At 50.0% G+C, this 13,716-nt stretch carries 10 protein-coding genes and 1 pseudogene; 5 read left to right on the forward strand and 6 right to left on the reverse strand.

Going from position 1 to position 13,716, the window contains the following annotated elements; all coding sequences use genetic code 11:
* Positions 1 to 907 precede the first annotated feature (907 nt).
* Positions 908 to 1,153, forward strand: coding sequence for a hypothetical protein (locus ACWHYD_RS16895; protein ID WP_447963191.1), 246 nt, complete (start codon positions 908 to 910; stop codon positions 1,151 to 1,153).
* A gap of 70 nt (positions 1,154 to 1,223) precedes the next feature.
* On the opposite strand, the gene ACWHYD_RS16900 is transcribed toward ACWHYD_RS16895, so the two are convergent.
* The 3 genes from ACWHYD_RS16900 to ACWHYD_RS16910 form a co-directional block, all read right to left on the reverse strand.
* Positions 1,224 to 2,729: an FAD-dependent oxidoreductase gene (locus tag ACWHYD_RS16900; protein WP_447963192.1), complete on the reverse strand. Its 1,506-nt coding sequence runs from the start codon at positions 2,727 to 2,729 to the stop codon at positions 1,224 to 1,226.
* Between the two features lie 1,207 nt (positions 2,730 to 3,936).
* Positions 3,937 to 4,794 (reverse strand): DNA alkylation repair protein, encoded by an 858-nt coding sequence (locus ACWHYD_RS16905; protein ID WP_447963193.1) that lies wholly within the window; start codon positions 4,792 to 4,794, stop codon positions 3,937 to 3,939.
* A gap of 216 nt (positions 4,795 to 5,010) precedes the next feature.
* On the reverse strand, positions 5,011 to 5,595 hold the full coding sequence (locus tag ACWHYD_RS16910) for a GNAT family N-acetyltransferase (RefSeq protein ID WP_447963194.1): 585 nt from the start codon (positions 5,593 to 5,595) through the stop codon (positions 5,011 to 5,013).
* A gap of 636 nt (positions 5,596 to 6,231) precedes the next feature.
* Between ACWHYD_RS16910 and ACWHYD_RS16915 the strand changes: the two genes are divergently transcribed.
* From ACWHYD_RS16915 to ACWHYD_RS16930, 4 genes and pseudogenes are all read left to right on the forward strand, one after another.
* A complete protein-coding gene (locus ACWHYD_RS16915; RefSeq protein ID WP_447963195.1) occupies positions 6,232 to 6,858 on the forward strand; it encodes a cation transporter in 627 nt (208 codons plus the stop codon).
* Between the two features lie 155 nt (positions 6,859 to 7,013).
* A pseudogene (locus ACWHYD_RS16920) lies at positions 7,014 to 7,388 on the forward strand (hypothetical protein); the annotation flags it as partial.
* A gap of 560 nt (positions 7,389 to 7,948) precedes the next feature.
* Positions 7,949 to 8,701, forward strand: coding sequence for an endonuclease/exonuclease/phosphatase family protein (locus ACWHYD_RS16925; RefSeq protein WP_447963196.1), 753 nt, complete (start codon positions 7,949 to 7,951; stop codon positions 8,699 to 8,701).
* 501 nt (positions 8,702 to 9,202) lie between these two features.
* Complete coding sequence (locus tag ACWHYD_RS16930) at positions 9,203 to 9,451, forward strand: hypothetical protein (RefSeq protein WP_447963197.1); 249 nt, start codon at positions 9,203 to 9,205, stop codon at positions 9,449 to 9,451.
* Positions 9,452 to 9,512: 61 nt separating this feature from the next.
* Here ACWHYD_RS16930 and ACWHYD_RS16935 read toward each other — a convergent pair whose 3' ends face one another.
* The 3 genes from ACWHYD_RS16935 to ACWHYD_RS16945 all read right to left on the reverse strand — a co-directional run bounded on the left by ACWHYD_RS16935 (position 9,513) and on the right by ACWHYD_RS16945 (position 13,031).
* Complete coding sequence (locus ACWHYD_RS16935) at positions 9,513 to 9,671, reverse strand: hypothetical protein (RefSeq protein WP_447963198.1); 159 nt, start codon at positions 9,669 to 9,671, stop codon at positions 9,513 to 9,515.
* A gap of 123 nt (positions 9,672 to 9,794) precedes the next feature.
* A complete protein-coding gene (locus ACWHYD_RS16940) occupies positions 9,795 to 11,357 on the reverse strand; it encodes a hypothetical protein (RefSeq protein WP_447963199.1) in 1,563 nt (520 codons plus the stop codon).
* Positions 11,358 to 11,453: 96 nt separating this feature from the next.
* The gene (locus ACWHYD_RS16945) at positions 11,454 to 13,031 is read right to left on the reverse strand and encodes a hypothetical protein (protein WP_447963200.1); all 1,578 of its coding nucleotides are present in this window, start codon (positions 13,029 to 13,031) and stop codon (positions 11,454 to 11,456) included.
* Between the last annotated feature and the right edge of the window lie 685 nt (positions 13,032 to 13,716).

Consider the following 13,716-nt stretch of genomic DNA (forward strand, 5'->3'; position numbering starts at 1 on the left):
TCTTTTCCTAGCGGGCCTTGTGTGAGCCTGGCGAGTTGGCCCGCCCTCCTATGCTTGGCGTCCGATCAATCAGATGAGACGGGCGGGGCGTCATTGGTTTTGGGTCCTTTTCCCGAAAGAAAAGGACCTCGCCTGCCGGGGCGAAACCCGGCAACACAGAACATCACTCTGAAACAAGGAACAGGAGACAAGGCTGTTGTTGAAAGTTTCGTGTGGAGGAATGAGGAAGCAGTCCACAGACAAAGGCTTCAAAAAGCAGATGGGACAGGTGGAGGCAGAAATTCGTCAACAACAGCTTTGTTCCCATATCCTGCCTCTAAAAGTTCCCTCTCCCCTGCTCCGACGCCTGCCGCCCATCCCATAATCGGACGCTCTTTTTTCTGGCGGACCTTGTGTGAGCCTGGCGAGTTGGTCCGCTCTCCCGTGTTTAGCGTCCGATCTAATCAGATGAGACGGGCGGGGCGTCACTGGTATTGGGTCCTTTTGCCGAAACAAAAGGACCTCGCCTGCCGGGGCGAAACCCGGCAACACAGAGCATCACGTGGACACGAGAGTGGGGAACAAAGGTGCGATGCCTTCACCTGCCCACACGATTTACTCGGAGCCCATGTATTCTGAGCCATTCGGCAAGTTCAGGATTCGTTCCATGATGGATCTCGTTGAACCCTGGCCTCTCCGCTTGGGCACAGATCCTTCGCCGCCGGCTCAGGATGACAGCCTCTTGATGGACTCATTCTTTCTTATTTTTTAAGCCGCCCTTCGATGGGTGTTGTATTCCGGCCATAATCATGGAAACTTTCCAGCCAATAAACTTCCGCTGAACTTCTCCCCCTCAAATTACTTTTTAGTTGGGCTGGACATTGGGATTCGTGTAGAATTGAGGCAACCGATGGAAGGAGGGTAACTCATGAATGAACTGGAACAGCTTGAACAACAGGTACTGAATCTACCACCCCAAGACCTGGCTCAGTTTCGGGAATGGTTCCTTGAGTTCGATGCGCGTGTCTGGGATCAGCAGATTGAAGCTGATCTCAAGGGAGGAAAGCTCGACGGGCTTATCTCTGAAGCCCGCGCTGAGTTTAAAACGGGAGGAAACGCGACGAGTCTAGAAGGGCATTCAGCTGCGGCAGACGGCTGGAACGAACGAGGCTGAAGGCAATTGGGTATTCCCACCTTGCCAGCTCGCTGTTAGCGTTTTACAAATTCTCAAGTTTCCGGAAGGTTTACATTTTCTCCATATCGTTGATGGCCGGTCCGTGCAGTACTTTGCCGTCAGCGGCGAAACGCGAGCCGTGACAGGGACAATCCCAACTCTTTTCCGCCGGGTTCCACTGTACGAAGCAACCCATATGAGTACAAACCGGCGACAGGGTACTCACCGTACCGTCTTCCGCTTTATACATCGCCACTTTTCCCCGTTCCGTTTTCACAATCTTACCCTCACCAAGCGCGATACTATCAGGTGTTTCGTTCGTCATGCGGTCGCCGACGAAATGTTTAACAATATCGGCTCCCTGCCCGACCAAATCCGGAACTCCCGCCAGATTTGCGCGGTTCGGGTCAAAAACTTCCGACCACGAATTCTCGCGTTCTAAAATCAAATCGCGCAAGAGCATTCCGGCCACGGTGCTATTGGTCATGCCCCAGCCGGCAAAGCCGGTGGCGACATAGAGATGCCGTGAAGATGGTCCATACCGTCCGATGTACGGCACTCCGTCAATGGTGCGATTGTCCTGTGTTGACCAGCGGTATTCCACCGACTCGATAGCGAACCGCTCGCGCGCCCATTGCTCGAGCCTTTGATAACGGGCCACCGTATCATCGCCCTGTCCGGTTTTATGTCCTTCGCCGCCGACCAAAAGCCAGTCACCTCCGGGCACCGGATAGCTCCGCACAGAGTAAGACGGTTCCGTGCTGATAAACATGCCAAGGGGGCCCGGCTCCACCACGCGGGCGGCCAACACATAGGACCGATGCGAATGCAGACGAAAGGAGTACAGAGCTTTGTCGTTAAAAGGAAAGTGGCTGGCAACGATGACCGAGCGCGCGGCAATCACGCCCTGCTCGGTGGTGATGACGCACGGCTCGCCTTCTTCCACATTCACGACGCGAGTTCTTTCAAAGATGAAACTGCCCTCGCCGGGTATGTCTTGCGCCAAAGCCAGCAAGTATTTACGAGGATGGAATTGTGCCTGATGGTCGAAGCGCACAGCGGCTTTTATCGAAAAAGGCAACGGCGTTTCCTGGGTGAAAGTGGCCGGAAGCCCAAGCTTCAATGCCGCGTCCGCTTCAGCCTTGATCTGATTTACCTCGTCCTCGGACTCCGTATAGGTGTAGGCCTCGGTGCGGAAGAAATCGCAGTCGATGTGTTTAACTCGAACCAGGTCGGCGATCTGTTCGATAGCGGCCTGGTTCGCCTCGGCGTAAGCACGCGCCTTCTCTTCCCCGAAATGGCGAATGAGGTCATCATAAATCAATTTGTGCTGTGAAGTTATTTTGGCGGTCGTGTGGCCGGTCACACCCTGAATAATGCGCTCGGCTTCCAGCACCGCGACAGTTTTTCCCTGAGCCTTGAGCAGCGTGGCCGCCGTTAAGCCGACCAGCCCACCGCCTATAATGGCTACATCCACAGTTAATCCGCTTTGTAAGGATGGAAAACGTGTTTCCGGGGTCGTGTCGAGCCAGAGTGAATTCGATTTGCCGGGCAGAGATTTATCATGATTGGGCATAGTTTTTTTGCCGGAGTAATCCGGATCTCCTGGTTATTTTAAAGTTGGAAAATTAAACGTTCCCCCAAATGGCATCCGGCACCATCGTCTTCCCTCAATTATTCATGGAGTTGACTGCCAATCCTCTCACGTTTTTGTGCTCTCGAAGCACAATTAAAACACAAATACCGCTACTCTTGATGCGACAAATTCTTAGGCAACGAAGGAATTACGTCCAGAATTTTGATCTGCAATTAAACCGCTTCTTGTGATTTTTCTTCGCCTCCTGCCAGTCAAAACCTGCTCAGGTCCAGATGAAATCCTCAACATTGTTACGCGCAATAACGTTCCGTACCAGAGAGGGATTGAGGCGATGGGCCTTATTGAGAAAAACCAGTGGTCAAATATTTTATTGAGAGTTTCGTATGAAGGAATGAGGAAGCTGTCCGCAGGCAAATGCTCCAGGAAGCAGGTGGGACAGGTGGAGGCAGAAATTCGGCAACAATAGATTTGACCCTATACTGACATACTCAACTCTGGTGCCCACGCTCTGTTCTGTATTGCCGGGTTTCGCCCCGGCAGTCGAGGTCCTTTTCTTTCGGGAAAAGGACCCAAAACCATTGCCGCCCCGTCTGGCTCATGAAAGCGGACGGACGCTAGCTTGAGGAGGGCGGACCAACTCGCTCTGCTCAAACAAGGCCCGCCAAGTCATCAGAGCGTCCCTCCTTTGGATCAGACGGCAGGCGTCGGAGCAGAAAAAACGAACACTTCCGTAACACACATAAGAGAGCATGGTGGAACATGATATCCAACATCAAAGTTGGCCAAAAGATGATCTCTAACAGTTAAAACTCTTTTAGCCTTTGATACCTCGCCAGCTTGCTGCGAAATTTTCCATTCTTTATCGCTGGTCCAAATTCGAGATTAGACCTGAGCCTCATAGCAAACGATTTCTGCTTAACTCACCACCTTGGACATGTCGCAAACAGGGGTAGCTGAGTTCAAGCAGCAGACGCAGAACCCAACTGAAAAAATAGAGACAATTTTTTTGTCACTCTACAGAAAACAGGCACGGCATTTTTAATTGGTGATTGGCATCCCCTCCGCCGCCTGCTGGCGGCTGAACACCCAAGCTCACAGGTAGCCTTCAGCCTGACGGAAAAGCCGTCCGGTTCAGCGCCTAGACCTACTTCTGCATATACGGCCATTGCGCACCCTCCCATTTTGACTATGTTGCAGAATTCCGGAGTGCTAACGCCGCGCCGTTTTTCTTCTTCACAAGATGACGTATGGCATGCCGGACAAGCCACTTGGAATCGTTGGACGAGTTCCCACTTAGCCATCGACGGCAAGTCTCGATAACCAATTCTGGATGGTCTTTGGCAATGTCTCCAAGATGGTTTGCCACGCTGCGCCGTACATACAAGGACGAATCATCCTTGAGGAGCTCAAGGATCGGGAATGTTGGTGATGGATCCTTGATGAATGCGGGGATCCGCTTTCCCCAAGGCAGCCGTGGCCGCAGACCCTCCGAACACAGGCGCCGGACGTGTGGATTTTGGTCATGCGTCCACTTCATGACCTGTGACAACGTTCGATTCTGCTGTTGAATAAGAAACGGACGAATTGCAAATTCCGATGTGAATCGTGTGGTCAGGGCGTGCAGGGCATTCATAGAAATGTCGAAGGGGTCTTCTCCTCCGTTGTATTCCGGATCGATGCCGTAGCTGGCAATAAAGAAGCTATGTGGGAGATAGAAGAACTCAGCTAACCCGAACTCATCAGCTTCTGTTTGCGGCGGTGTAAGAGAATCCAGAAGGATTTGAAGAGCATTTCTGTAAGCATCGGGCAGGAATTGCCTTAGTGCAACTGCGATATGCTGACCACGCGGCAAAAACTCCAAATCCTCCAGCCCGGAGAGGGCTTTCTTCCGAAATGACGTTGCATCAAACCCCGGATGCACGAAACGGACGTTTCGCGCCAAGCAGTCAACTGCTTCCGAGCCAAGCAAAGTCTTGAGGGGGACGCCCTTCCGAATCGAACGTGGCGCATCGGGAATGCAGGGAAGGCTATGCGACCTCGTCATGGCAGCTCCGGATAAAATCTAACCTTCGTCATATTTCCAGGAGACATCGAGCAAAGCTACGCTCTTTCCTCTTGTCGTCGATGGCTTTGTTTGCCCTTCAGAAGCTTGTTCTAGTGGATGAGATTCGGGGACGCTTTTTTTTCTCACCTCAATTGTTCATACAATACCCTGGCATTTTCATTCAGGTGTGCTCTCAAACCATAAGGGCCAGATCACTTAACGGGCAGCCCGGAACATTGGCTTTATCGGTGGTGAACTGCCGGCCTGAATTTCTCCCACAATCTCGAACCCGAAACGCTGGTAGAGCGGAATGTTAGCCGAATTAGTCGCCTCTAGATAAGCGGCGACGTGGCCATTATCACAGACGTCAAGCCCGTGTGCGAGCAGGGCAGAGCCGTATCCCTCACCTTGAAGCATTGGCTCAACCCCAATGGCAGGCAGGTACCAATGTGGAACCGACGGATGCGACGCGCCCGCCCGTTCCAGTAAGGCGAACGCATCCCCTTGCAGTTCAGAGGCCACGCCATCTTGCATGACAGCAGCAACCGCCTCCTCGTCAGGACCGACGCCGGGAGGCAGCCAGAGCGCTGCGGCTTTATAATCTTCCGAACGATAGGCCGATCCGTGATCGAAGGCGCGTCCAGCAAAATACTTCAGGACTTGTGGGAAGTAATGGAGATACTGCTTGGCATCGGGCAACATCCAGCGAATGAACGGATCGGAGATAAACGCGGTCACGAGAGTGGCGATTGCCCTATCGTAGTCGGATAGTAATGCGCCTGTTACAGACGGTGCTGACATTGTCTCTCTTGGAATGATGGTGAAGTGGTCAGGTATTTGACAACGGCCACGGGAACTGCGAGCAAACGTGGCTGCGGCCTGATGCGGAGTGCAGCGCATTTGAAGCTCTCTTGGGTTCGCTTAACCTTTTCCCCTATTCATACCGTTCCCTGTCATTTTCGATCACTCATGTGTGCCCTCGAAACAAGAGGCTCACAATACAGCCAGTCTCAATGCGACAGCATTCTTGTTCGAGGTTGCAAAAAAGTCAAGAATGAATTTTCTTTTTTCACACTTCCTGAGATGTCTGCTGAATGGTGGACAATCAATAACCCGCACGTGACATGGAAACCGATTGCCTCCTGACCGAAAAAAAGATCTCCCTGAACCTGGACTCTCAAACCGGGCACAGAGCCTTCGCCGCCGGCTCAGCTGACAACCGGTTGATGGCTCTATCTTCGCAAGTTTTCCCACCTGTGTTAGGGTGTCCTTGCCCTCATTCCGGCAATAGCCCTTCATCAGGTTATTGAAAAACCCTAAATGTTGAGCCGAGCCGTTTCCTCCCTCCATGTTCACGGACTCTCATTTACTATGATATCCTCTTTAAAGTGTTAAGCTTCTTTAGTTATCCCGCTACAAATTCTCAAAGATTCAACTATGGCTGATTGTTGCAATGACAAAGCATGTGAGATTGAGGCGCTTCAGGATCGCCAAAGCTCAATACTCAAAATCGTGTTGGCCATTAATGCGGTGATGTTCCTGATAGAACTCACAGCAGGACTGCTCGCTGGTTCTGTTTCTTTGATCGCGGATTCACTGGATATGTTGGGGGATGCATTGGTGTATGGCTTCAGCATTTACGTGGTGGCGCGAGGCGCAAGGATGAAAGCCAAGGCCGCCCTCCTCAAGGGCGGCGTCATGGCGGCCTTCGGGCTCTTTGTTCTCGGACAGGCGGTTTACAAGATGATTTTTCCGCAGGTTCCCGTATTCGAGGCCATTGGCGCCATTGGCCTACTGGCACTTGCGGCCAATAGCCTTTGCCTTCTATTGCTCTGGCGCCATCGGGCCGATGACATCAATATGAGTTCCGTGTGGCTATGTTCCCGCAATGACATTATTGCGAATGTCTCGGTGCTGTGTGCCGCCGCAGGGGTATGGCTTACCAGTTCAGGTTGGCCTGACATTCTCGTGGGTTTTGGACTCGCGGCTCTTTTTCTCCGGTCTTCCCTATATGTCTTGCGCGGGGCTCATACGGAGCTTCGCGCCGTCTCTCCTTCAAATTAACCTTTGGGAAAATAGTGCTCAGTTAGCGCCATCAAAAATAGAGCTGTGGGCGAGGCCTCAATGGGATTCACCGGCTAGAAGGCCTCGTGATGGGCACACGTGGAAATCCCGACCTGACCATTATCGGATAGGTCGCCGGGCATAATCGGCTTTCCCTTGAAAAGATCGACCCTCAGTTGAATTCCCGATCCGGCCTGTTGAACTTGTCCAGCCTGACCTCCGACTTGCCCCACCTTCTCCAAGCCCTCCGCGAGCAACCGGATCCTCGCGCCACTCCGGCCATTGAGGTGTTCTGTCAGCGCGCGCGAAAATACCTGGGAATCTATCTGGCCATCTTGGGTGGCACCGATGCCATTAGATTTGGGGCGGCATTGGTAAGCGGGCTCCCGTCATCCGTACTCGAATGGGCGAAGGAATCGGTTGGTGCGGTCCCTCGTGGGATAGCCCTCGAAATTTCGAGGGCTCCGATGTGCAGGCAGGGGAAGCCATTCCCATTCATCGCAAGGAATCCGCTATTCAATTTCCGGTGATCGGAACCGACAAAGAATCGTGGGTAGCGAGTGAAACGTGTCAATATCTGAAAAATCCATGATGAACACAGGCCAAAATTTATTGTCCAGGCGAAAAGACCCTACAGGCGCCGACAAAACCATTCTCATTTTGTTCACCTATCAACAAGGGAAAAACCTTTCTGTGGATAAACCATTTTCAGGAGATCATTATGAGGTTTTGATGAAACTCAAAAGGATCAACTGAATCAAAAAAGTCAAGAGAAAATCATCATTCTACCTTTACGACTACGCCAAAAAATTCACACCACTATATTTGGTATTGAAAAATATTATCAACACAATGCCTAAAATTTACGCAATTTGCTCATTTCTCTATCAATCCTTCAAAAATACCGCTTTTGTTGCCGGTAGCCACCAGGTTATCCACAAAATTTGTGGACGGCATTTTTCTATTCTGGTCTGCATTTTGCCAATCACGATAATGGGCAATTTTTATAATGCCTCACATCTTTTCCCGTCATGATATGGTCTATAGAGCAATGGTAGCTCAGTGATTTAAAAGGACTTTCTATTCACTCATGGCCAGAGCACTTCCACAGGTTCCCCAACCACCGACTTCCCTCGATATTCGAATCGTGACCTATAACATTCACCGGTGTTGCGGGATGGATCGTCGGATCATGCCCAGACGGATCGCGGAGGTCCTATCGGCCCTGCATCCGGATGTTATAGCTCTACAAGAAGTCCTGGGACTTGGACCCAAAGGCCGGGGACAGGACGAACTTCTTGGTGCTTTGATGGGCATGGGATGGGTAATGGCATCTGCCCGGCAACGTCACGGGTATCCCTTCGGAAATATGATTCTGAGCCGATTTCCAATTGTGAATGATGCGCGACATGACTTGTCCTGGAGAACCCGGCGCGGCCGCTGTTGTCAACGCGCTGACCTCCGGCTGGGTAATCAGACCTTACATGTCTACAACGTGCATATGGGCACCGGAATGCGGGAACGCAAGTATCAGGCGGAACGCCTGGCTTTGATTCTGGACCAGCATCAAGCAGCCGGTCCGAAAATCATTCTCGGCGATTTCAACGAATGGGGGCGCGGCGTCACCACCGATATCCTCACCCCACGATTTCAGAGCCTGGACATTCGCCCCTTTGTGAAACGACGCCGGACCTATCCGGGATTTTTGCCCCTGTTGCATCTCGACCATATTTTTTATGAAGGCCAGATTGACGTGACTCATGTGCATCTTCCCAAATCTCGTACTGCGCTGATCGCATCGGATCACCTTCCGCTTGTCGCCGACCTTCGCATACACTTTTAACTTCAATCTTCCTTGAGAGCACCGCGCAATTCGTTTAGATTGTCGTCCGGAGGTTCTCATTCCGGTTTCTCTGGGACCTCGCCCCCTTTCTTTTTCCCAGATAGACCCTTCACACAATTTGCCATCGGTTTCCGTATCAAGAAACACCGGCCTTATTCCTTTTTGAAATCTTCAGGAATGGAACACATGGCTATCGATGTTGCTGAACCAACACAGTCAATTTAAAGATAAGAAAAATTGTCGTAGGATGGATAATTTGTCTTTTTCTCCAGAATCAAGGCCTTCATCTGCCAGGAATCGAAAGAAGCAGGCAATTTCTCAGACTAAAAGATGTCCAGAGATTTTAGGAACATTCCCATTTGAATCAATCCATCCTATGGCATGACGCACGAGTGCATAAAGTCGCATGCAATTGGCACGCTTTATGCTTTTCATATCTCAATAGTCAGAAAAGAGAAGAATAGGATGCTCACATAAACAACCATTGATGTGGAAATGACCATGACCAAATCCATACACATGCTTTGCATGCAACACGCAATCAACGCCGCCACAAAAATACTCGACGAACTCTCCAATTCGACTCATTTTTTTCTGAAAAGCCGGAAGAACGATTCATCCTTTCGGATGACTCCCATCGATCATGCCATTCAAGGCACCGACGTCTCTGTCGAGGTCAAATCCGAGGAGACGATTCACACCACAAATCATCCCGTATCTGTCACGCCCCCTACCGATAATACGCAATAGGGAAGGCCGAACCGGAACACCTGGGAACTCTACAACTACTCGACTCACCTCACCATTTATTTCACTGAACAACCCTTATTGCCTGCCCATATATTCTCCCTATAATTCTTCCTTCAATCATTTTCTGGGGCTCATATTCTCTAAATGAAATGAGTTGTCCTGCGCTATCTGGATCTTCCCTTTCATGACTTACAGAAGAATGAACCATTTTTTCATCCATGAAATCTGGAACACACTCCAAAACCATCCCGACTTACTTCATCATTCATAATCACCTGATTAATTTTCGAATGTATGAATTTCCATACATAGTTTGGCTTTACCACTCATCTTTATGTCCAAATCACCACTGTAAAGTCATATCGGGATCGGGGCTTTTCGGTAACGGCTTACAAATGAATGCCAAGATATAAATATTCTCGTCAGGGACAGTTGTTTGAGGCCTTGGCGGCGTTGCCGGACGTGGCGCCGGTTTCCGTATAGGCGTAGATGGCAGCCGGGTATAGGACGACGCCTGCAGGTTCACCATGGATCGGGAGTAAGCCGGGCGAGCGACCACCGGGGTCCTCACCGCCGGTCTTACCAAGACGTTCCCTCTAGTTGGCTGTGTCGGCACCCTAATGGCCGTTGACTTAAACGAGGCCATCGCTTTCGGCTGCATTTTCATCATTAAAGGTTGGACAGGTTGAGCCTTTATGGGTTGTGGGTGGACAGATGGCCTTTTCATCAATTGCGGTTGCACGGCTTGCAGGACAGCAGGGTTGATTTTTTGTATCGAATTTTGATCTTTCACTGCATAGTTAAAACGCAAATCCATAGACACTTTTGGATTGGAAGTATTCGGTTGGACTTGTTTATCCTCGACGACGACCTTCCGGGCAAACACGATAGCCGTGACATAGGCCGGACAATCTCCGGAAGGCGGGCTGCCACCGTCAGAAAAAACCTTCGTGGAATCTGACAACCGCCAGAACCGCGACCGGAATATTTCCGAATCAAACCAGGACCGTTTGATAGCCGCAGAACTGAATTCCAAGGTCACGGATTTCTTCGAAGACACTGCTCCCTCAGCTGAGAACCGCGTACGGAGATCTGCCGGCGCTTCATTCACTAACATGTTGATTTCCGCCTGGCTCAGAGAAAAAGGATTCCATGAACCCTCTTCTAAGGCATTCGAGGGAGTAAAGCTGCTTGGGAAAACCGTAAAATTATCCTGAGCATTGGTCTCACTGTCGAGATCCTGATTGAAACTTCCTTTCCACTCATCCCAGGTCATTGAGGGTGATTTGGCTCCAAGATTCTGGTACTGACTCCTGGCAATATTGACTTCATTCTTGTATCCCTCCAGGATCCACTGATTATCCAGATCCTTGAGTTTTGCCCGAAACGCAGGCTCATCGACCTCCCGCCAGCGTTTTTTCTCCGATTCGTCCTCTGCGGCCTCACCCGTACTTCTGGCCTCCATGAATTCCTGCTCAGCCATAATGTAGGCATCCTTATACTGGTTATAGACCTTGACCTTAGGGCTGTCCTGTAGAAGGCCTCCCTCACCCGGGACTTTCAAAAAGGTCAAGGCCTCCCGATAGGCTACTTCTTCTTCCTGTGTACGAGTCGACAATGCAAGATGTCCTTCTCTCAGAACATACTCCAACTCATTCCACAAAAAGCGTGTATCAGTGGGCAACCAGGCCTCATCACGGGGAATCAGATTCACGAGCGTGGAAAAAGCCGCCAGGTTGGCCTTGCTCTGGAGAAGATCACTACCGGTTTCCTGTGAAAAGAAATCCAGATCCTCTTTGGTATAGGCCAGCGGTGTCACAGGAAAACTCAAAAACGTTCCTTCCTTTTCAAAGACTTTTTTGGCTTTGGACATCAAGGCCAATTGCACGATGGAGTCGATAGCCATGTATTACCTCATCAAATCGTTATGGTGGTGGAATATCGCCCTTCCCCATGGTAGCCCCACCCCATTTTCGATTTTGGGGCGGGACTACCTGGAAAGTTAAATCCAATCCGTGATTTCGCTTAACGGATCAGGGCTCTTTGGTAAGACATGGCATTTAAATCCAATGATTTGATGACCCGGCACTCGCATTTCTTGCTTTTCTGAATCATAGTGGAATTTTGAGGACCGCTCTCCACTGGCGGAACTACGGCCATGCGATCCACCGAAATGAAATGGACCAAAATGCACGGCCCCACCACCACTCGCCGACGACCGTTGCCAACTTTGTGCCGCCTCTGAAAAGCCACTGCTATTCCGGCAGCCAATGACAAGATCTTTGATGAAAATGATTGCGGTGGGATAAGCCGGGCAGAGTCCTGTGGCAGGTTTGCCGCCATCGCTGACTATTTGTTTTGATGATTCGGGATTATTTTGATCAAAACGCCATAACTTACTATTAATAAAACTTGTCTTGAACCACGGCCTCACAATTTGGCATTGGGTAATCGAAAAATTCATATAAAAATGGTTGCTATCAAATGTGACTTTGGATTCCGATTGTCCACTGGCGCTGCTGGCAGACCCGCCACCGCCGAAAATGCCTAACCATCCGCCTCCGGCACTGGTTTTAGACCGTTTCATTTGGTAGCTGGAATTGGAAGAATTATTATAATCCGTGGATTGAAAACTAAAGTTTGTCCATCCTGCGGCCTGCATGGGGTTACTGGGCACCAGCGATGTATAGAAAAAATCGCTGCCGGAGGATATCCCGGTGATTCTGGCTTTTTCCAAATCATCCTGATATTGGGCTTTGAGCAGCGCCATATCCCGCCTCATAACCTGATCAATAAAAGCGTTAATGCCTTCATAATCATTTTTATACCCATTACTGACCCAATCACCCATAGCCGCCTTGACCCTATTGCGCAGAATGTTGGCGTTCATCCCCCAATAATGAACCGCTTTGACATTGTCGGCTGTCAGGGCATCGATGCGGGCACCATTATAGGCCAATGCCGCCGCCTCATATTCCGTCAGCTTCTGGTTATACAGATTCACTAAGGCACTGGGTTCTGAAACCTCAACCTCTTCGTCGGTCACAAGATTCTTTTTGACCCTTGTCGTCGAAAGCAGCCCTCTGAACTTTTCAATTTTTTCTTTTGTTTTGTCATCCAATTTGGTTTCCATGATTTGACTCATGCGTAAAATGTATTCGAACCGCTCTGAAAGCGATCCCTCATTGTTCATGATGCTCATGGCCGCAAATTGATTATTCGTTGTGGCCGCCAGGTCGGGGACAAAATCGACAAGCCGCGCGAAGCTCTCTGCATTCATATACTGTTTGCTGGCATCTTGCGCACGCAATCCTTCTAAGACTGCCGGTGTCAGCTCCGGTGAATTCGATTCCCCTCCCTCACCTTCGATCACCATGTCCTTCAGAGCTTTCTTTTTCACCACACCCGTTAACCCTTGTGTTAAAAAATCAAAATCATCAGGTTCAACAGCCAATCCGGGTGTGCACCAACTAAAAAAATTGTCTTCCGATTTGGGGACGGTATCATCCCCATTGGTCAGCACATTGTAGATTTTCCCCATAATCGAATTAAGCATAACGCTCGGTTCAACCTGTGGCATGACGACTCCTCCTTACAGTAAGACGTACCCTTTACAGGATACGTGGAAATTAAATAATTGGGCCCATATATTTATTGACGTGAGCAAGACTTATTCCCGACTTGAATGTGGCGGGACGACGACTGTCGTGCGGATGTATCTCCTTTGTCTTTCAAGCATTTCCAAACTCGCCTCCTGAGCTCACCTGACAATGGTGTTCTATTTAAAACGTTAAGGATGTATCTGATCGTGGAATATTTTTATCTATTTAGATAACTGAGCCTCCGTCCTGATTTGTTGAACATTCTTATGGGAGACAAGATTGACTTTCAGATCCACAGGTATCCTCCCCTACCGCACGAGGTTAACCAAAGAATGGAAAAGCCATGTCTCAAAGGAATGAGATAGAGACTTCGGAGATTACAACTAGGGGGGAAGGCGTAAAATGAACCGGTGAATTTCGATACCGGCACCCACCGACAAGCGGAAATCAAGTGGAGATTTTTCGATTTCTGTTACAGGGATTGCTCTGTCTTAAGCAGAGGAACACGCAATCATTTGAAGATTGGTGTAGAAATGCCAAAGGCCTTTCCTTCGCCAACCCCTCTTGCTGAGCGGAGTAGAAGCAAAATCCTACCCTGCATGGGTTCCGGATGGCGGTAGGAAGACATCAAACCAAAACACCTCAACGATCAATGCTGGATTC

The sequence above is a fragment of the Nitrospira sp. Ecomares 2.1 genome, assembly GCF_965152585.1.